The organism is Stieleria sedimenti, from assembly GCF_025060895.1.
GTDB classification, from domain to species: domain Bacteria; phylum Planctomycetota; class Planctomycetia; order Pirellulales; family Pirellulaceae; genus Stieleria; species Stieleria sedimenti.
On sequence record NZ_JANZKV010000167.1, the window covers coordinates 1 to 19138 of the forward strand.

Annotated in this window: 18 protein-coding genes and 1 tRNA gene; 9 read left to right on the plus strand and 10 right to left on the minus strand. The window is 55.0% G+C overall.

What is annotated here, in order from left to right:
* Positions 1–172: 172 nt before the first annotated feature.
* Together NZK35_RS20885 and NZK35_RS20890 are read right to left on the minus strand one after the other, a co-directional pair.
* Positions 173–358 carry a hypothetical protein gene (locus NZK35_RS20885; RefSeq protein WP_259634468.1) on the minus strand — a complete coding sequence of 62 codons (186 nt, stop codon included), beginning with the start codon at positions 356–358 and terminating at the stop codon, positions 173–175.
* Positions 359–502: 144 nt separating this feature from the next.
* Complete coding sequence (locus NZK35_RS20890) at positions 503–676, minus strand: hypothetical protein (RefSeq protein WP_259634469.1); 174 nt, start codon at positions 674–676, stop codon at positions 503–505.
* A gap of 68 nt (positions 677–744) precedes the next feature.
* Here NZK35_RS20890 and NZK35_RS20895 point away from each other — a divergent pair, with 68 nt between their 5' ends.
* From NZK35_RS20895 to NZK35_RS20920, 6 genes are all read left to right on the plus strand, one after another.
* Positions 745–942 (plus strand): hypothetical protein, encoded by a 198-nt coding sequence (locus tag NZK35_RS20895; protein ID WP_259634470.1) that lies wholly within the window; start codon positions 745–747, stop codon positions 940–942.
* Between the two features lie 850 nt (positions 943–1792).
* Complete coding sequence (locus NZK35_RS20900; RefSeq protein WP_259634471.1) at positions 1793–2650, plus strand: restriction endonuclease; 858 nt, start codon at positions 1793–1795, stop codon at positions 2648–2650.
* Between the two features lie 142 nt (positions 2651–2792).
* The gene (locus NZK35_RS20905; RefSeq protein ID WP_259634472.1) at positions 2793–3722 is read left to right on the plus strand and encodes an alpha/beta fold hydrolase; all 930 of its coding nucleotides are present in this window, start codon (positions 2793–2795) and stop codon (positions 3720–3722) included.
* Positions 3723–4538: 816 nt separating this feature from the next.
* Positions 4539–5069, plus strand: coding sequence for a hypothetical protein (locus tag NZK35_RS20910; protein ID WP_259634473.1), 531 nt, complete (start codon positions 4539–4541; stop codon positions 5067–5069).
* Between the two features lie 520 nt (positions 5070–5589).
* Complete coding sequence (locus tag NZK35_RS20915) at positions 5590–8643, plus strand: WD40 repeat domain-containing serine/threonine protein kinase (protein ID WP_259634474.1); 3054 nt, start codon at positions 5590–5592, stop codon at positions 8641–8643.
* A 479-nt stretch (positions 8644–9122) separates the two neighbouring features.
* Entirely contained in the window at positions 9123–9452 is a 330-nt protein-coding gene (locus NZK35_RS20920; protein ID WP_259634475.1) for a hypothetical protein, read from the plus strand.
* A 295-nt stretch (positions 9453–9747) separates the two neighbouring features.
* Here NZK35_RS20920 and NZK35_RS20925 read toward each other — a convergent pair whose 3' ends face one another.
* The 6 genes from NZK35_RS20925 to NZK35_RS20950 form a co-directional block, all read right to left on the minus strand.
* Positions 9748–10059, minus strand: coding sequence for a hypothetical protein (locus NZK35_RS20925; RefSeq protein WP_259634476.1), 312 nt, complete (start codon positions 10057–10059; stop codon positions 9748–9750).
* Positions 10060–10063: 4 nt separating this feature from the next.
* On the minus strand, positions 10064–10726 hold the full coding sequence (locus NZK35_RS20930) for a calcium-binding protein (protein WP_259634477.1): 663 nt from the start codon (positions 10724–10726) through the stop codon (positions 10064–10066).
* Positions 10727–10739: 13 nt separating this feature from the next.
* Complete coding sequence (locus NZK35_RS20935; RefSeq protein WP_259634478.1) at positions 10740–12089, minus strand: CIA30 family protein; 1350 nt, start codon at positions 12087–12089, stop codon at positions 10740–10742.
* Entirely contained in the window at positions 12086–12565 is a 480-nt protein-coding gene (locus NZK35_RS20940) for a hypothetical protein (protein WP_259634479.1), read from the minus strand. Before NZK35_RS20940 ends, NZK35_RS20935 begins: the two co-directional genes overlap by 4 nt.
* A gap of 70 nt (positions 12566–12635) precedes the next feature.
* Positions 12636–13487, minus strand: a complete 852-nt coding sequence (locus NZK35_RS20945; protein ID WP_259634480.1) for a plasmid pRiA4b ORF-3 family protein — start codon at positions 13485–13487, stop codon at positions 12636–12638.
* 19 nt (positions 13488–13506) lie between these two features.
* Entirely contained in the window at positions 13507–14268 is a 762-nt protein-coding gene (locus NZK35_RS20950) for a metallophosphoesterase family protein (protein WP_259634481.1), read from the minus strand.
* A 688-nt stretch (positions 14269–14956) separates the two neighbouring features.
* Between NZK35_RS20950 and NZK35_RS20955 the strand changes: the two genes are divergently transcribed.
* On the plus strand, positions 14957–15190 hold the full coding sequence (locus NZK35_RS20955) for a hypothetical protein (RefSeq protein ID WP_259634482.1): 234 nt from the start codon (positions 14957–14959) through the stop codon (positions 15188–15190).
* 235 nt (positions 15191–15425) lie between these two features.
* Here NZK35_RS20955 and NZK35_RS20960 read toward each other — a convergent pair.
* Together NZK35_RS20960 and NZK35_RS20965 are read right to left on the minus strand one after the other, a co-directional pair.
* Positions 15426–15499, minus strand: a tRNA-Pro gene (locus NZK35_RS20960).
* A gap of 425 nt (positions 15500–15924) precedes the next feature.
* The gene (locus tag NZK35_RS20965) at positions 15925–16383 is read right to left on the minus strand and encodes a hypothetical protein (RefSeq protein ID WP_259634483.1); all 459 of its coding nucleotides are present in this window, start codon (positions 16381–16383) and stop codon (positions 15925–15927) included.
* 342 nt (positions 16384–16725) lie between these two features.
* Here NZK35_RS20965 and NZK35_RS20970 point away from each other — a divergent pair, with 342 nt between their 5' ends.
* Together NZK35_RS20970 and NZK35_RS20975 are read left to right on the plus strand one after the other, a co-directional pair.
* Complete coding sequence (locus NZK35_RS20970) at positions 16726–17283, plus strand: hypothetical protein (protein WP_259634484.1); 558 nt, start codon at positions 16726–16728, stop codon at positions 17281–17283.
* On the plus strand, positions 17283–19040 hold the full coding sequence (locus NZK35_RS20975) for a DEAD/DEAH box helicase (RefSeq protein ID WP_407699813.1): 1758 nt from the start codon (positions 17283–17285) through the stop codon (positions 19038–19040). Before NZK35_RS20970 ends, NZK35_RS20975 begins: the two co-directional genes overlap by 1 nt.
* Positions 19041–19138 lie beyond the last annotated feature (98 nt).

The following is a 19138-nucleotide window of genomic DNA, read 5'->3' on the forward strand; positions in this document are numbered from 1 at the left end:
TGGTGCTCCTGGGCGCTTACTCTTGCATCTCGAACGGGCCGCGTGCGGTCCGAAGTAACTGCATATGACGCTCGAACTGATGCAAGCGGGAGGACGGCGTTCAACCATACCACCGCCTCACCAACTCACGTGTCACGCGTAACGGCCCGTCAAAGTGCCAGGGCAATTCCCGCTACTGGTCACGATAGTAGATTTCCCATCGCCAGCCGACCTCTCCGTATTGACCGGGGTCCGTTCCCTTGACGTAGCGGATCCGCTCGACGTCGATCCTGAGATTCCCCGCGATCTTCGTTTGCAGCTCGTCAAAAACGTTGTCGGCCGTCTTGTTGGTCGTAAATCGTCTTGTGCCGTGTCTCATGGTGGGATCTTGCAGGTGACGTGTGACGCGTCCGGTCAATCTCTTTTCCCGGGTTCCCGTTCTCGTCGAATTGCTCGACTTGTCTTTCATGCGTCAAGAGAGACATCCCTGCAAAAGCCGTCCCAGCGACGTACATCGCCGGCTTCAGAATGTCGAATACTTCGCTGAACTTGGGCCGGTCATGAATGTCACCGACAGGAAGCAAACGCCGGACAGAAATCCCCAGCCAACCCAAACTCGGCTGGGCAACAATTCCGCCGGTTGATCGTCTTCTAGCGGTTCGCCGGTTTCTTTGGGTGGTTGGTAAGGATTTGTCATTTCGATTGTTGGTTGTCCCCAGGATCCCAACCACCAGCCGACAGCGGGTCTGTGCCAAATCGCTCCCAGTGGTCGCGGTATTGTTGGCAGTGCTCGACTGGGGCAAATCCCTCGCCGCGGACCAACGCGATGGCCCAGGCCCGTATGAGGCCGCTGATGTCGTCGGCGTGGGCGATGCCGTATTCGTCGCCGCATCGCGTTTGAGCGGGCTGTCGGTGTCCCAGAGCGACCAATCGTTGCGGATCGACAACCCGGATCCGAAATGATCGAGCTCCTGCCCGGATCGGATCTGCTCTCGATCTTCGTGGACAATAGACTCAGCCAACCTACGGGCAGCCGATTCGACGGACGACGGTACTGAATCGCGATCGATGATTCCCAAATCATTCCAACCTGTAGTCCGCAATGTAAGGCGACCATCGCAGATAAGACAGGCATTGCCCGATCGTCGCCGATCACTGATCGACGAACAAAAAACCGGGGCAAAGCCATGGAACGGAGACGCGGTTACGAACGTCCGACGTAACGTATTGAAAAGTTCACTCCTTTCAAAAAGGTGACCAAGACAGGCCTTTCGGTGAAGATGAGGTTTACAGAAAGTGGGGCAAAACCGGCGAATGCTGCGACCGCAGGAAGTGACCTACCGCGCTAACAAATGGTGCCATTTGTTTGGCAGCCCCAAAAGCAGACGTGTGAGCAACGAATTCCGCAACGGGACTGGCTTTAATCTGGCCCTCTTTTTGCATTTCCGACCGGTCGGCAACGTGACGTATGACCGAGCGTTATCCCCTTGCCAATCCGCGGCGTTTGATCGAGCTTATCTGGATGTCCCGTGAAGCAGGGAGTGCAGTGTGACGGGTGTTGGTAGGGAGCCGGATGCTCGAAAGTGGAGCGTCCGGATCTGAGAGGGGCCGGAGGTCATTGCGGCAGAGTTTAAATATTGTGACGCCACGAACGGGAAACCAGTGGCCAGCAGGGAAAACAAACCCTAACCTAAGTCAAAGCGACACCGGTCTATTCGCCGTGAGTCGCCGAATTGAGTTTGTTGAAGCGGTGAGTCGTTTGCGGCGACCACGTGATCGGTAACATCCTGCCACCAAGTCATTGTTCTACCGAATGGAAATTCCCCCATACGATCAACTGATGCTGCCGTTGTTCAAGGCTCTCAAAGACCTTGGCGGATCCGCGTCAATTGCAGAGATCGACGAATACGTTGGGGAACATTCTGGTTTGCCTACGGAATTGCTCGACCTTCCACACAATGCCGAGAAAAGCAATCAAACGGAGTTTCAGTACCGACTAGCTTGGGCGCGAACGTATCTCAAGAAGGCAGGCTTGATCGACAACTCAAGCCGAGGCGTTTGGGTTATCGCGTCAGAGAAACGCGATGTACAGACTTTCGATCCGGCGGAGATCGTGCGCAAAGTCCGTGAATTGCACAAACAGGAACGTAGCGAACGCGACCAAAACGAGGAACTGGGTGATGGCGATGACGGCCCCGACGAAACCGATACGTGGCGTCGCGCTCTACATCAAGTGCTCACGACAAAGATCGATCCTTCGGCGTTTGAGCGTCTCGTTCAACGACTTTTGCGAGAGTCTGGCTTTATCCATGTTGAAGTGACTGGCCGGTCTGGCGACGGCGGAATTGATGGGAAGGGTATTGTGCGCATCAACGGGATGCTGAGCTTCCACGTGCATTTTCAATGCAAACGGTATCAAGGTACGGTATCGGCATCTCACATTCGCGACTTCCGCGGTGCAATGGTCGGGCGTGCCGATAAAGGCCTGTTTATCACCACTGGTACATTCACGCGGGATGCAGTCCGTGAATCAACTCGCGACGGTGCGCCTCCCCTGGATCTGATTGACGGCGATCAGCTTGCCGATAAACTCAAAGAACTTAGTCTTGGGATCGAAACTCAATTAGTCGAACAGGTTTTGGTTGACGAGAACTGGTTTCGCTCAATTTGACGATTCGCCATAACCGTGGCAGAATAATGCTCTGCACGCCGAATCGCCGATCTCGCGTTTCCTGAAGTCGAGTCCACTCGCGGCGGACGGGTGAACACAAACGTTCGTCGACAGAGACTGACACATTGCATGCAGGCTATCAATGAATCGGATGTTCTATCTTTGTGCCGTGTGCTTCCTTGCGACCGGAACGAAGTTCGCGAGTGCGCAGCAGCAGCAAATACGCGAACGCGATGTCAAGATTAGCGAAACTATCACACTTCGCGTTTCGGAGATCGGACAAGGACAGCCAATAATTTTTGTTCACGGTAGCGTCGGCGATCACACGGTGTGGCACGAACATTTGCCTGAATTCGCGTTGAAGGGCTATCGTGCAATTTCGTACAGCAGACGATACAACTGGCCGAACGAGAATGAGCCCGAACCGAACCATTCGGCGGTTGTCGAATCCGACGATTTGGACCGACTTGCAGAAACGCTTGGGATTCGCGCATTTCATTTGGTTGGCCATTCCTACGGCGCCTATACCGCACTTCTATTTGCGTTGGATCATCCGGACAAGATCAGAACATTGATCCTGGCGGAACCGCCGATCGTACCCTGGTTGAAAGAGATTAAGGGCGAGCAATCGGCTGCTGCGCTTGCGCACCATAAGAAGCTGTACGAGGAGTTCAGGATCCCCGCAGCACGCGAATTCAGAAACAAAAATCAGGAGAAAGCATTGCGTGTTTTCCTTGATGCCGTTGTGTTTAAAGGTGCGATCGAAAAATTACCACTCGCGGACGTCGAAATATGTAGGCGGAACATCGCAGAACTCCAGGCTTTGGTGAATTCAGACAATTGCTACCCGCCTGTTCCAAAAGACGCCGTTCGCAAACTCTCAGTGCCAACGCTGCTTGTATCAGGCGGCGCAAGCACGGACGTTGGGAAATATACTGACTCACGCCTATTTGACTTGCTGCCACAGAATACGCGTGAACGAGTCACTATCTCGGGAGCAAACCACGTCATGTGGAAAACGCGTCCGAAGGAAACAAACGACGCTGTTCTAGAGTTCATTGGCAAGCAGTAGGAATGCGACGAACCATGCCGTGGACGTGCGGACTGGCAAGGTCTGATTGACTTGAAGTAGTCCCCGAGTATTCCCAGCAAACTTCCGGAACCGATAACTGACTGAGGGCGTGTGCGTTTGGACTTGCTCATCGTTTAAGTACCGCACGACATCTTCGGCGATGCCGGTGTCGCTGTGTAAGCAATGGCGCGACGGTGAGACGGTCGACAATGTCTTTACCACGGAAGAACGAGACGACATGTGTTGAGGTGCCGAGCACTTCACTCCGCAAAGCATAACAGCGGCCTATTCCGAAGCCAGTAAGAACGCTGAGCGTTTCCGCTCGGCGATTCAGAATCACTGAGCAGCGCGGTTGAACCACGTTGTGGCCGGGCACCGGGTGCTTGCTGTGTTGAATCCGGTTGCAACCGTTCAGTCGCGATCAGAGCGGTTGAAGGTGATGCCCTACTGGAGCAGATCATTCGGCGTATGGAACAAGACGAGAATACACAATCAGGGCGGTATAAAGATGCATGTGACCCTACGCTTCATGTTACCTTGGAAGTAGGCGGGACTCGCTATCACCTGCGACTCGATGGCCACTCCTGCATCTTTGACATCACCCATGTTTCTTCGAATGAAACCCAGCGTATCGCAGGCCGCAAACCGTGGCAGGGTCCTGGGGCGTGAAGTGGCAGGTGTAGCACGACGTTTTGAACGCAGGATATTCGATCCCGTTTCCGCCAGTATTAATCTACTCACCCCCGTACGCGCCCAATGTTACAACGGAAAAAGATACACTGAAGGTTTCTCCCTTTTTTCGCTGGAGTTGCTGATATGCGTAGCTTTCAACTCCAAATTTGGCGTGGTCGACGCCTCACCAATGTCGGGCGGGCGTGGTTGGCGTTTTGCACATTGGCGATATTCGCGGCTACAGTGCAAGTGGCGTCCCTTCTCTCGGAGCTGTGGCTTACCCTCGCCACGGGCGCCGGGATCGTCGCGTTCGGCGTGGCAGTTTTTGTGGGAGGCTGCTGGATATCCGATCGGTGCGGGTTCGCTTCGACAGAGGAAGACGCAGAGGAGCTGCTGAGGAAAAAACTAGTCGAGCAATGCGATGAATTGATCGAGAGCGTAGAAAAAGTCATCTCGCTGTTGGAACCCTGCATCGAGATCGAGGGCGAGGAAGACGCCTATTTCGTTCAATGTCGCAACATCGAACGAGACTACTTTCCAAAGTCCTGCATCGAGTTGATTCGGCCAAACGGTCTAGATCCGGCACGGCTGCAGGTCGGTCCCTTCAGAAGCCAATCAGAAGCCGAGAGATTGAAGGGTCAGATCCTCGAATCGCTTCCAGTTAAGCCGGGCTAGCTGAAGGGGGGCAGTCGGTGTTACACAGCGAGCGTCAAAATTGCAGCCGATGTCCTGCCTAGGAACCTGCCAGACAGAGGTTTTGTCCGCGGTCCAGGGCACCATCAAAGCGGTTTGGGCAGCGAATCGCCAAACTGCCACGGAACTAACCTTGAAAATACCGGCGCGATCAGGGATTTGAACTACTTCTTCGCTGATTTCGGTACCGACCGTTTCCAGGCGTCTGGTCCAATGCTTCAAACGCTCGTCACTCAGGAATCGACAGATGATGGGGGCCATCCTCAGCGACTTCAGTTCAAGCAGTTCTAGCTGCAATTGGATACATCGACTGCTCGGATTCTGGCAGTGGTGTTCGGCGCTTCGTTCGGATTCACCTCCAGCAGAATCCCAGATTGCTGCCGCTCGATGGAGAAATTGAAAGATTGGGGATAAACTGTTCGCTACGACCCACATGATTCACGGTCCAGGGTTGAGATTAGTATCATGGTATGCGTCAATAGCTACCCCACTGAGCGTTCAGATGCGTGTCCGCTGCCCCCATTGCCAAAATCCCGTCGGGATTCTGGATGACTCATCGTTTCGCGGTGTTGTTTGTACAACTTGTGGAAGCAGTTTCTCCCTTATCGGCAGTGACGAAGAAACCGAAACCTATCGCGATGGCGAGAAAACGATCGGTCACTTCCAACTCACCGAGCGTCTGGGGATCGGTGCGTTTGGTACGGTTTGGAAAGCGAAAGATAACCAGCTGGACCGAACAGTCGCTATCAAGATTCCCCGAAAGGATCAGTTAAGCAATTCGGAGACGGAACAGTTTCTCCGTGAGGCTCGCGCGGCGGCGCAATTGAATCACGCAAGCATCGTCAGCGTCCACGAGGTGGGCAAAGATGAAGATTCGGTCTTTATCGTCAGCGACTATGTGGAGGGAGCGACGCTAAAGGATTTGCTGGGAGGTCAGCCGATGGCTGCTCGCGAGACCGCCAGGGTCGCTGCGACGATCGCCGATGCGCTGCATCATGCCCACGAGCAAGGTGTGATTCATCGTGACCTGAAACCTGGCAACGTTATGATGGATCTAGATCGTAATCCCCATGTGCTCGACTTCGGATTGGCAAAACGCGAGTCCGGCGAAATGACGATGACCGTTGAGGGCGCGATTGTTGGGACACCAGCATATATGTCACCCGAACAGGCACGAGGCGAGGGACACGATGCAGATCGCCGATCCGACGTTTACTCTTTAGGCGTCATCTTGTTCGAGATGCTGACTGGAGAGCTTCCGTTCCGAGGGCAGAAACGAATGCTCATTGTCCAGATCTTGACTGAGGAACCTCCGAGACCTCGAACATTGAATTCGGTTGTTCCCAGAGATCTGGAAACAATTTGTCTGAAGTGTTTGGAGAAACAACCATCCAAGCGATACGCAAGTGCCGCAGACGTAGGCAATGACCTGAATCGTTTTCTTCGCGGTGAACCTATCGTTGCAAGGCCAACTGGCAAGCTGCAGCGATTCATTCGGCGATGTCAGCGCCGACCCGTACAAGCTGCGCTTGAGCTCGGACTATGTGTGGCAATCTTGTTGTTGGTTTCCGGCGTCAGCTACGCGCTGGCACGCGAGAAGTCATTGACCGCAACTCAGGCGAGGCAACTCTATTGGTCACGCATTAATTTGGCCTTCGTCGCTCTAAACAGTGGTGATCGAAATGCGTTTGACAATTTAATGGAGGAACTGCGGTCGTCGGACATTGCGGAACAGGAGGTCGGTATTGAATGGCACTACCTGGTCGCCCGCGAGAAGGAGCTTCAGTCTGCAAAATACTACGACAAAGATAGCCACGCTGTTCTAGCAATCTCCTTTTCTCGTGACGGAGTGGCCCTGGTTTCGCGAGACGACGGGAGGAACTACGTAAGTGAAGGCAATGCCCTTGACCTGCAGGCTGCAAACATGGAATTGGGCACGACCCGCTATTCCTCATCGAAGAACTACCGCGTTCTCAATCCTCACGGAGACAGCGTTCAGCTAGCGATTGACACAGAACACCGAATTTGGACGGCAGACGAGAGCACCCCAGCCGAGATTCCATTCAATATTGAGCCGGATTCGAAGGTTGTCATCAGTCCAACCGATGATCGAGTTGGAATACTTGACGCCACCGACAGACTTCGTGTCCACGAATTTGAAAGCGGCGAAATTGTTTCGGTTTTCAAGGACGTCGTTCACTTTGGATTTGCAACATCCGGCAATCAAATCGCGTTTGTTCAGAACAATGACCTCGTGCTGGCAGACGTCTCTACGGGGGAAGTGTTAGATCGAATTGTGCAGCCGCTCGCCGGCATAAGATTGTACGGTGCAGCACTGGTTTTTTCACCCGACGGTGCGCTGCTGGCAACGCGAGGACATCACGGTGTGAGATTGCTTGGGGTCGACGATGGGAAATTCAGGAATCTCGATTGGAGACTCGATACGGAATCGTATGACCTGGATTTTTCGGCTGATGGGTACTTGGCTGTCGGGTGTTCGGACCAAACCGTGAAAATCTGGCACTTGGACGATCTCGATCAACAAGTGGCCAACTTGGTTCACCCAAGCATGGTGACGTCCGTTGCGTTTTCCCCAACGTCCGACAGATTGATGGCGGGATGTCGCGGTGGTTACGTACGGCAGTGGGACCCGGCGCTTTGGCGACATCCGTTGATTGTCGGATCGAGCGAGCATTGGCAACCACCATTTGATACGGCAATGGACAATCTCGCCGTCGCTTCGCATGCGGTGGGCGAACATGAGCAGGTCAAAGTCATCGATCTGGAGACGGGAAGAAGCAAGCCCTTGCGACCACTTTTCGCAGGCGTGATTCATTCTGCAGCGATTTCACCAGATGGCCAGTTCGTGGCTGGCGGCGATGAGTTTGGAACTGTCGTCGTGTGGCAACGACAGCGTGATGGATGGGAAAAGATTGCGACTCACCATGACCTCGACTCGGTATGGAGCCTATCATTTTCAAGAGATAACGCGCTTGCAGCAGGCGGTACCGGTGGTGCCGTCGTCTATCGAAAACCAACGGACGAACCATGGTACACCTTTCGAGGCCAAGCATTCACAGCTGCACTGAGTTTCTCTCCTTCAGCCAATTACTTGGCAGTGGGCGGGGGAGACACCGCGAATCGTGGCGGTACCGTAATCGTATATGACCTTGAGTCGAGACGGATTTCACACAAGCTTCCAACGACGGAAACGGTCCGAGATCTCGCGTTTACTCCTGATGGTGAACAGTTGGCTTTTATTGACAGCTTCAGTGCTGGGAAACTGCGGATCATTGAGACTGCCGAGTGGAGGGAATCGGAGGCTTCGCCGCTTTTTTGCCATTCGGGAAAGTCAACGCAGCTTGCGTTTGCGGGCAATCGACTGATTACAGGCAGCGATAACTCCGCATTGCGGTTTTGGGACATCAATCACGGCCAACTCGTAGGCACGCTCGATTTTGTCGGCAAAGTAAGAGGAATCAGTGTACTTTCGTCCAATCGAAAATTCGCGACGATCAATCGCCGAGGAATCATTCGAGTTTGGGATGCTGAGTAAGGACTATTGCCACCAGTAGGGGCGAAATGATCGACTCCAAGGCACTGATACTAAGACTTCCGCAACGCGTCATGGTCAGCGGGCACTTTCATCGGTGGGTTGCGGCAACACCTTCTGACCAATTGGACTGGATCGGCGAAGGGCCACTGTCTCTGGCTCCCGAGGACCGATATTTCATGATCGTTAACGCGCTCTGCGAATTCGTCTGCACTTAACCGGTTCATGGCTCATAGATGGCGAGAGCAGTGTCACGGGGCGCCCAAATGGGACCACCTATGGGCGCTTCCGGTTCCTCCACACTTTGGGTGGTATGTGGCTCATCGCTTTTCGTTTTCAAAGCCTATGCAGCGAGCGAGAGCCTGTGAAAACAAAAAACGAATCGCCATTAGGGTGGGGGTATTTGCGCGCCCATGAGTGGTCCCTTTTCAAGCGCCCCGTGACAAGTAGACTGCAGGCAACAGTAAAAGGAGAATTGAAGCATGAAAGCGAACTGGACACAGAAAGGCGCTTCGCTTAGCGACAAATCCGCTCGGCAAGAGTTCGGTCTGACTCAGCAGGAGATTATTACCGCCATCCGTGCTGGCAAGCTGCAATTCAGAGAGAACCACATCCACGGAAATCCCTACTTGCGATTGCTGCGGCACGAAGTCGAAGCCCTCGTCAGGGATAACAGCGGACACGATGAACTAAAGAAGAAGAAGCTGCAGAAAGAGTTGGCGGACATCAACAAGGAGGCCAGAAAGCTCAAGGCTCGCTTGAAAGCAATCGAACGGCGAAAAGCGGAGTTGATGAAGGACCTCGACGAATGACATTGGGGCGAGCATTGAGCCACATACTGGAGGGAACCAATGAAAAAAGAAGGGCAGCTTGCGGCCAATGTACCGGGTCGACTGGCGGCGATTGCGTCGATCTGTGGTGCTGGCGAAACGTATTGGACACCGTAACTCTCAGTCTGCCGGTGTTGGACTTTCATGGAGCGACGGATCCCCACGTGCCATTGGAAGGGCCGTAAGCAATGATCGATGAAGTTAAAAAGTGCGGTAACCGAACGCAGGTTGACGACCACCACAACGTTGGGGAGCAAGATTTCGGTCAATGACAGCGCTAGCTCGATTCAAAATAACGAGGCTCCGCCTTCCAATACTCGTAGAGATCAGCATCTTGTTCGGGATCATAACCGGCGATGTCACCGTCAACGGCAATCGTAACGGTGGTGACCACGGTTTTCAGGCCATCTTCCGTCGTCCACTGACCACTCATGGCTCGGATACGCCCCCGACGATTCTCGACTTCGGGATGCCGTTCCAGCCACTTCCCAATGATCGAGGCGACATCCGGTTCGCTGATCTTGCGGTCAGAAGTCAACTTGCCGTGAATCGCCGGAACGATCGTGATGCGATTCTCACGTTCGACCAAAGACCTATCTCCAGTTGTGGAACCAGTAACTGTAGTCGCCGACAAGTTGACGGCTTGGTTTGCCTTTGGCAACTTCCATTTCGCCCAAAGGCCTGATACTTAAGTGGCCCTCCGATCGAACTTCACAGAGGATTCCGTAGTCTTCGTCGATCATGGGGGCATCTTCTGGGTCACCGAGGCCAATGACCTTGACTTCGGCCGGGCTGCGGTAATCTGCTCTATATTGAGCTGGGAACGGGAAGACCAAATTGTTCAATAGGTGCTCGCGGTAACTTTCCAACGTTTCGTGATCGACATCCGGCAAAGGGTCGTTGCTCGTCAACCCAAAAACCATCCTGATGCGGTCATCCTGATTTTTCGGAGACAGTGGCTTAGTCGTGATCTTGGTGGGTTGCTCGATGTCGAGCGGATCGCCATTGTCCAATTCAAGATCACTTTCGTCGAGCCAATACCGATCAAATTCCAGCCCGTCTTTCTCGCACCGCTGCTTGAAGACAGGATGGATTGAAGCCAGTGTCTCGTCGCTCCATCTGACCGTGTAGATGCCGTCGTCGGCCACCTCAACAATCGAACCGGCCCATCCACCGATCGGTATGTCTGGATAATCCTGGTCCTTGACGCCGTGCTTCGACGGACAGTCCCGGTACAATCTGTTGCTGGTTAGCATTGTTCATCAGCGCTCACAACGCCCCATTAACAAATTCGAAGAGCGCCTTTGTGGGCGGATCACCGGGTAGCCCCAGTTCCCTGTTGATCGTTCCATGGTTTTTGCCCTTTGCGGCAAAACTGCTGGCATCAACACCAGCCTTCTTGAGTACGTCCGCGAAAGCCTGGGAGCGAGCGGTCGAGTCGGCGCGACTGGCGACGTGCAAAATCAGAAACGCCGGAATGCCTTTTCCCTCAGCCACATAAGTGATCGGCGAAAGTTCATTCTGGCTTGCTTCGCTTTTGCCGAAAACGGCGGTGTAGAGTGCGCCCCGCAGCGGGCCGGCGTTCTTGACTTGACTCGCAACATCATAGGCGGCTGTATCGACGGAGATGCAGCCGGTGATATTGCTGAGCGACAAGCCTTCAGCCTTGAGATAACGGTCGTCAGTGCAAACCAAAGCAGCCAGATGCGCCCCCGCGGAGTGACCGGCTACGAAGAGCGATTGCCGATCTCCGCCGTAGTCTTCGGCGTGATCGTGCCCCCATTTGATCGCCTTGGCGATATCACTGGTCATTTGCTTGACCGTCACATCAGGCACGAAGCGGTAGTTGACCGAGATGAAGACAAATCCATTCTTGACAAACGCGTCGGGTTTGCTTTGGACGCCAGCCTTGTCTCCTTTTCGCCAGCCGCCTCCGTGAATCCAAAAGACGATCGGGTGGTCTTCGCCTTCGGTGGGAGCATGAACATCAAGTTTGTGTCGCTCGTGGCCTTTCTCGACGTAAGCGATGTCACGACGCACCAGCATCGGAGCAGTGACTTTCGGGCCACTCCGTGCCTTGATCCATTCAACCTCCAGCCTAAACGGACCAGCCTGTTTGTCGCTGAGTTGAATTCCCATTCCTGTGATGTTGCCGGGGTCAAATTTCTCATTCGGAAAAACTCTGCCTCGCCATGTGGCCACGAACTTTTCCAATGGCAACGTGACTTCGATCCATTCGTCCTTTTTGGTTTTGAACGATTGTCGGTAGGAGTTTCTGCTGATGCTTCGTGGCACATTGAGACGAAAGGTGTATTCACGACCGTCGCCACGAACTCGGACCGCGATGGAATCGCCTTCCTTGAGTCCCAGCTTGGCTTCTCTCGATCTGACCGATGCAAAGCCGCCATTGTTCTCTAGCGATAACGTGCCGAAGAATTCCATGTTCTTGTCGTCATTGATTTTGAAGCGGCCGTCGGAGCGGCCACCCATCACGCCATCGTTGACGGTTTGCCATGTCTTGGAAGCCTCTGCGTCGTCGAACTTGAGCAAGACTCGATCCTCGGCAATGACTGGCGCGACTCCGAGACAGACGATCAGCAGCAGCGTTCGTAGCATCATGTGCTTCTCTTTCTTGAAGTGGGTTCTTTCTCAGATAAACGGCGGTTCAGAAACTCCGAAAGCTGGTCGGCGTCATCTGTTCCTATTCGTAGCATACCGTTTCGCAACCGCAACGCGACACAATCCCGTCCCCAGAGGTTCCAGACCCAGCCTCCCCGGATGCTCATGTGGATGCCCCAACCATCCAGGATCGTCGTCCGTCCAACTTCGACGCTGACGATGTCTTCGTACTTGATGGATCGACGAAACAAAGGGATTGGCCCAAAACGGATCGACAGTCGGTCTCCCTCGTCTTCTACCGTGAGATGATGGAACGAGGCGGAAAGAATGAGCGTTAGCAGGCCGGCGGCAGGGAAAACCCAATGAATCACTGGCTCGTTGCGCAAAACCCAACCCAATCCAAGGAACATGACGGCTGTCACGTAAAGGATCAGGCAGAGCGGTGCACGCTGGGTATGTCGGTAGATGCCGTTCATGATGTGACTGCCGTGGAGTTGTGAGCACCCGCCGGGCGCAAGCTCGCAAAATGAATCGTGTCGCCGAGTGTTACTGCACGCGTCGCCAATTGGGCAATCCGCGTCGCATTTTCTTCGTCGCTTTTTCGGGATCAAATGCTTCGGCGTCGAAAGGGCCTGCCCACTGCTTGAAGTGGTCATGGTCTTCGTCGGTCGGATCGGCGATCACTTCCAGGAACTCCGCGTAGCCCCCGACTCCGCCGACGTCTTCGGGAGGGCAAGATCGTTCGCCCTCGACACAGATCGGATACCGAACACCTTTCTCGGCTTTGAGGCAGCCCTCAAATAGCACTTCGTGTTGCCAACAGTCTCCGAAGTCATACTCGTAGCGGAATGCGAATCGACTGCCGTTTTTGGGAACGATCTCGCTGATTTTCGTTACGGTCGAATCCAAGCACTCAAAGTCGATGAATCCATCGTCAAGAAGTTCGGGATCACCATACAGTTCGCCGTCGATCTTGAACTGATGCAAGTGTGAATTGGTCCAGCCCATTGCGGTCTGGATTCGCTCGTGGAGCTTGTCCAGCGTGCAGTTCCTGACCTGAATCCGCCGCCAGATCGCCGGCGTCGATTCGAGAAGCGTGATCTTGAACTGATACAGTCGCTCCGCCGCGGGAATAGAACCGATCCCGGTTGCCGATTCCAGGGACTTCGTGACAGCCTCTACAACGTGCCGGAGCGAGTTGCGTTTCATCCCATGGTGCGGATAGTGACGAGCGGCTTGGGCCAGATCATGGACGGTCTCAAGCTCATGCACCGTCAGGTGCACCGTGCGAGCATTGACAGCATCCAGCACAAGCCGATCTTCGAGCCCGGGAAGCAGCTCCGCAATCACCTTGCGTTGAGCAGCAGAAAAGACCGTAGGGAATGTTATGTCAGACATCGCTTCGACACCCATGGAATCATGGCCCTTCAGAGGACACGCTTGCGGAGCTGCCATTATCGCAGATGACAACGCGTTCGGGGAACCGGGCCGCAGCGAGCCGAAGTTCGAAGCTGCCGTCAAAGCCGGGCTGCTGTCGTTCACGCCATCGTTTCGCCACCCCATAGTCGACACAGTGAACCTGCGGTGGCAATAGCGAGTGGGCGGCCGGGATCGCGTAGTGGCCGAACACGCAAACGGGCTCATCGGCGCTGTAGTCGTCCCACCATGGGACTCGCTCCTCGTATCGCAACTTACCGCTGGCTTCAAACGGCGTCGCAATACGGCGTTCTTTGCCAGACGTCAGCACCTTGACTGGATTCCGATTCTGGTGAGCAAGTCTCCGATCGACGGTATCCAGTTCGGGGTGCAACTCGTGATCGACGGCAATCAGATCCCGGTACCGCTCATGCAAGGCGACGGCATCTGACGCTTCACGGGCGATCCGGATCATCGAATCGTCCCAGCAAGCATGCACGACGCGTAGATCATCTCGTTGGAGGGCGAGCGGAAGTGTCGCAAAGAAATCGACGACCGACTGGCGAATTTCGTCATCGGCGAGTACAGCGGGAGTTGGCTGGTCAGAGCCGTCGAGCGACCATTCTTCGCCGAAAAACCAATGGTTGTCGAATTTTCGCTTGCCTGTGTCGGCACACAACAGAAGATTCAGTTCGTGGTTGCCATCCTGCTGGTAGCACATTTCCCCGACGTGCTCACACGGCTCGAAGAACTTGCCAACCACCAGACTTGGAGCGTGCCGTGCAAGGCCGTGCTAGCGAGCCATTTGAATGCGGACCTTGCCAACAGCCTGAGTCTCGACGAGTCAGCTGTGATCGATGTCATTGTCGGTGAACGGCATCCGTTGCCATCTGTGGATGATCGTCTCGAAGCGTTCGCAGATGAGTTACCCTGCCGCTGTCGGTTGAGGATACTTTTAAGCTGCATCTTGTAGGGAGTGGTTGGTGCCGTTTTGACGTTAGACACCAATACGAATATCCGATCGCGCCTCAAGATGCATTTCCCAAACAGGGCGGCCCCATTTTGCAGAGTCCCGAACGAGCGTCTCGCCCCATCCGCTGAAATCGACCCGCGGCGAAATACGCAAAACAACTGCAAATCAACCCACAGATTCGGCGGAAGAGCCAAAGTTCTAAGCGTGTCTTGTCGCCCCGACTTTTTTCAGACAAAGCCCATCGTCGTTTCTCCGATGGGCTTTTTGCTTGGAATCGCCGGGGTCCTCGCCTGAATCTTCGGTTCAAACGGCGTCCAGTTGTCAGAGGGTTGACGGGAGAGCATTCCGGCAAGTCGTTGACTCCCTTCGACTTGCCGTGGTTCAAACGGGGCGTTCCCGCTGAAATCGGGAAACCGATTTGCTAGAATTTGTTGGGCAGAAAAAAGGATTCATCAGAGTAAGCCCATTGAGAGCTTGAATGAAGAAGAGCAACGCAAACTACCTTGCTTCCGTTTTCTGGGTGTTTGGCTATGGAGCATTCGCATTCGTTATGCTGAAGTTTTTGGGCGTCATAGGCGACAATCCCGATCCGGCGAGTTTCATCATCATGGGATTTGGGATTGGATCGCTGTCGGCGGCAAACTGGATCAAGGCTCAGGTTGCAAAAACCAATCCGAACGGCGATGAAGAACGATCAAAGCCAGCAGATTGAATCGAGTGCTCACGCCGCCATCACCAACCGCACACACCTCGCAAGCGACACCCTGTTGCCGTGGGCTTCGAACCGGACTTAACCCGCTCTAGGTGGTTCCTCCAACTGGTCGAGTTGAACCAGAAAATTTGCCCACGGATTTGCCCACCATTTTGCCCATGAGATTAGCCCATAAAGAAACGCCGCAAGTTGTTTGCTGGAAACAAGTTGCGGCGTTCAGATTTTGCAAATTTAGTCGGGGCGACACGATTCGAACGTGCGACCTTCTGGTCCCAAACCAGACGCTCTACCAGGCTGAGCTACGCCCCGATCGGCGATTGTGGCGGCAAGATAACGGAGTTCTCGCTCCGGCGAAAGGTTCGCTCGGGCCGCTTTTTTGCTCCAGACTCGTTTCCATCGAATTTCTCCGACGATGGAACGTTCGTTGCACCTCGGCCTCGCACCCAAGTGGGCGTGTTTCAGGCCCGAATTGTTGCTTCGGGCCTGGATCGTTGGGGTTCGGGGGCAGGAGGTGGGGTTCGACGGGTGGGGTGTTCGCTTGCGAACGGGAGAGGCAAGCAAGATGCTTACCCCACTTTGTGACAGGCAAGCAAGATGCTTACCCCACTTTGTGACAGGCAAGCGAGATGTTTACCCCACTTTGTGACAGGCAAGCGAGATGCTTACCCCACTTTGTGACAGGCGAGCAAGATGCTTACCCCACTTGGCGGCGGCAAGCAGGAAGTTTACCCCGCTTAGCTGACTTGGGCGGGTTCGCCGTTGCCCAGTTGCGCGAGGACTTGCAGGACGCCGTTGAGATGGGCCAAGCGGGGGCCGAAACGGTCGACGAACTCGTTGAGAATAAATTCGCTCTCCTCCAATCCCTCTTCGCTGTCGCAGATCTCCTCGGTCAAATTGTCCAAAAATTGCGTCTGCACCCGACTGAGCGTCTCCGCCGCCGCTCGACACGATCGGGCCAGCCGCGGGTTGGCTTCCTTCCACTGCTGCAGTTCACTGGCACGCTGCTCGTTCATCGCGTTGTTCTGCTGAATCAATCGCTCCAGCAATTGATTCTGTTGCTGTTGACCGGCAACCAAATGTCGCAACAAGTCGACCACGACCTGATCCTTGGATTTTCGAGGCTCGGTGTCGGACTCGGCGGTGACGTCGATGCGGAAAACGGGCGAAAGCGGTTCGTGCTCGTATGACGACATGTGAAATAGATCCTGGGGAGCTGCGACATTGCTTTTGCTAGCGGAGCCAAAAACTCTTCCCGCCGGCGTGTCTCGATGAAGCCCCGAGTATAACCCGACAAAAATGGGCTTGTCGATTAATTGGAAACAGCCCGGGAAAATTCCCCCCGCACGCCAGGAAAAATCGTCAGAAGCGGGTTTTCTTCATTTCCAACAAGTCGCTGCCGCGGCGTCGTGACCGTTAAAGTCAACGCAAGCAGAAAGCCGAAGTCTATCGGTGCGGTGACCACTGATTCGGCCGCGAGCCTTCTCGCGATCGAAACACCGCCAACCTCCCAGTTTCTGTTCGCGGTTTCGGATCGAATGCCTGACAATTTGCCTAAGAAGAATGACGCGACGATCGGTTATTTTACCGTCGTGGATGACCCGCGGACCGGCTGGACCGGCGGACTGCTGGTCTTGGACCGAGCCGGCCGTCCACTGGAGTTCCAATGCACCCTGCCGGTCCGCCCCACACGCGCCCACGAAATCTTGTTCGGCCCCACGCTGCGTTCACACCTGGTCGCCCAGGTGATCGGAAAGCTGTTGATTTCCAAGTGCCGAACGCCGCTCTCCTTGATCTGTTGCGATCTGCCGGAAGGGCTGAAACTGGAATCGTTCACGAACTCACCGGTCGCACTCGTTCTGGAAGCCACGACGGTGGACGGTGAGCCGGTCGCGGCAACCGATTTCGTGGGCTCCGAAGCAATCCAGCTGGCCGGATCGACGTTTCTGGTTCCGATGGAACGCCACGCCGAGTTGGACGCCATCGCCGATTTTTACAACGACCTGCCCGACGCGGTCGAACCCTTTGAACGGATTCGCGAAGCGATCAAAGAGGCCCACTCGCAGCTGTCCCGTCAAGGTTCGGAAGCGGCCTGATGAGTTTCTTTTCTCCCCGACGTCGCGACACGGCCACCGACGCTTCGGAATTGGTGGCCGCTATCGATCCGGTTCATTCCTGGGTCGCCGAATCGATGTTCCCAATCGAAGTGTGTGGTCTGGACCTGCCGACGATTGAACCGGTGTCGATCCCGATCCGGCTACCCAAATTGCTGACCCAGGCACGGGGATTTCAATTCCCCGATTCGGCGCGCTGGATTCCACCCCAAACGGCGTCCTCGGACAAATCAGCGCGTCCACCGGCCGCCGGCGAATCGAAACAGAAGTCGAAGCCGCACCGAAAGCACAACCGGATCAAGCCGCCGTCGGACATCGTCAAACTGCAAGACCGGCTGTACTACTTGCTGCAACCCCCGTTGGACCTGTTGGTCGGCAGCGGGCAATTGAATTTTCCCTTCGATCCGTTTCCGTACCAGTTGGACGGCATGGCGTTTCTGTTTCCCCGCTACGCCGGCATCTTGGCGGACGAAATGGGATTGGGGAAAACGATGCAGGCGATCAGCACGATTCGATTGTTGCTGTGCAGCGGCGAAGTCCGCAGCGTGCTGTTGGTCTGTCCGAAGCCGCTGGTGACGAACTGGTTGCGCGAATTCAGCGTCTGGGCGCCGGAGATCCCGATCGCGGCGATCGAAGGCAACTCGGCCAAACGGGAGTTCCAGTGGCGTTCGCCCCAGGTTCCGGTCAAAGTGGCCAACTATGAATTGTTGATGCGGGACCAATCGATCCTGACGGACGATTCGATGCATTTCGATCTCGTCGTGCTGGACGAAGCACAACGGATCAAAAATCGTAGCAGCACGACCAGCCTGGTCGTCCGCAGCATTCCGCGCACCCGGTCCTGGGCCTTGACGGGAACTCCGGTAGAAAACTGCCCGGATGACTTGGTCGGCATCTTCGAATTCCTTTCACCCGGCTACCTGAAACCCGGCATGCCGATGAACCAGATCGCGAAGCAGGCCGGTGACTATATCTTGCGACGCACCAAAGACATGGTGCTCGACGACATGCCTCCGAAACTGTATCGCGACGCGGAGTTGGATCTGACGCCGGAACAGTGGTCGACGTATGAAGCGGCAGAAAAGGAAGGCGTGCTGTATCTGGAAAACCTGGAACAGTCGCTGACGATTCAGCATGTCTTCGAATTGGTGTTGCGGCTGAAGCAAATTTGCAACTTCGACCCGGTCACCGGAAGCAGTTGTAAGCTGGAACGCTTGGTCGCCGACGTGGAAGAAGTGGCCGCGAGCGGAAAGAAGGCGATCGTGTTCAGCCAGTGGGTCAAGAGTCTCGATAAAATCCGCGACGCGCTCGAGCCCTTCGGTCCGCTGGAATACCACGGCAGGATCCCACAAAAGAAACGTAACACGGTGATCGACCGTTTCAAGGCCGATCCCAACAGCCACGTGATCCTAATGAGCTACGGGGCCGGCAGTGTCGGCTTGAATCTGCAGTTCTGTGAATACGTGTTCCTGTTCGACCGCTGGTGGAATCCGGCGATCGAAGACCAGGCGATCAACCGCGCCCACCGACTGGGCGCCGCCGGGGCCGTCACGGTGACGAAGATGATGGCGATGAACACGATCGAACAGCGGATCAATGATGTGCTCGATCAAAAGCGTGAGATGTTTGACACGCTGTTCTCGTCCAGCGAAACGCCGACGCGAAACGTCGGGCTGAGTCGGGAAGAGATTTTCGGGCTGTTCGATTTGCGGGCGCCGTGTGGGAAGAAGGTGGCCTGAGGAGTGTCGGTGTTTGGTGTTCGGCGTTGGGGCGATTGCGGGTCGCTGCGGGCGACGTCGATTTTATTACTGTAAGATTCATGGCTCCCTTCTCCCCC

What these genes read in the sequence shown, in the direction of transcription:
- NZK35_RS20885 (WP_259634468.1), bottom strand. Translation starts at nt 358, where the DNA reads ATGAGACACGGCACAAGACGATTTACGACCAACAAGACGGCCGACAAC.
- NZK35_RS20890 (WP_259634469.1), bottom strand. Translation starts at nt 676, where the DNA reads ATGACAAATCCTTACCAACCACCCAAAGAAACCGGCGAACCGCTAGAA.
- NZK35_RS20900 (WP_259634471.1), top strand. Translation starts at nt 1,793, where the DNA reads ATGGAAATTCCCCCATACGATCAACTGATGCTGCCGTTGTTCAAGGCT.
- NZK35_RS20905 (WP_259634472.1), top strand. Translation starts at nt 2,793, where the DNA reads ATGAATCGGATGTTCTATCTTTGTGCCGTGTGCTTCCTTGCGACCGGA.
- NZK35_RS20910 (WP_259634473.1), top strand. Translation starts at nt 4,539, where the DNA reads ATGCGTAGCTTTCAACTCCAAATTTGGCGTGGTCGACGCCTCACCAAT.
- NZK35_RS20915 (WP_259634474.1), top strand. Translation starts at nt 5,590, where the DNA reads ATGCGTGTCCGCTGCCCCCATTGCCAAAATCCCGTCGGGATTCTGGAT.
- NZK35_RS20920 (WP_259634475.1), top strand. Translation starts at nt 9,123, where the DNA reads ATGAAAGCGAACTGGACACAGAAAGGCGCTTCGCTTAGCGACAAATCC.
- NZK35_RS20930 (WP_259634477.1), bottom strand. Translation starts at nt 10,726, where the DNA reads ATGCTAACCAGCAACAGATTGTACCGGGACTGTCCGTCGAAGCACGGC.
- NZK35_RS20935 (WP_259634478.1), bottom strand. Translation starts at nt 12,089, where the DNA reads ATGATGCTACGAACGCTGCTGCTGATCGTCTGTCTCGGAGTCGCGCCA.
- NZK35_RS20940 (WP_259634479.1), bottom strand. Translation starts at nt 12,565, where the DNA reads ATGAACGGCATCTACCGACATACCCAGCGTGCACCGCTCTGCCTGATC.
- NZK35_RS20945 (WP_259634480.1), bottom strand. Translation starts at nt 13,487, where the DNA reads ATGTCTGACATAACATTCCCTACGGTCTTTTCTGCTGCTCAACGCAAG.
- NZK35_RS20955 (WP_259634482.1), top strand. Translation starts at nt 14,957, where the DNA reads ATGAAGAAGAGCAACGCAAACTACCTTGCTTCCGTTTTCTGGGTGTTT.
- NZK35_RS20965 (WP_259634483.1), bottom strand. Translation starts at nt 16,383, where the DNA reads ATGTCGTCATACGAGCACGAACCGCTTTCGCCCGTTTTCCGCATCGAC.
- NZK35_RS20970 (WP_259634484.1), top strand. Translation starts at nt 16,726, where the DNA reads ATGCCTGACAATTTGCCTAAGAAGAATGACGCGACGATCGGTTATTTT.
- NZK35_RS20975 (WP_407699813.1), top strand. Translation starts at nt 17,283, where the DNA reads ATGAGTTTCTTTTCTCCCCGACGTCGCGACACGGCCACCGACGCTTCG.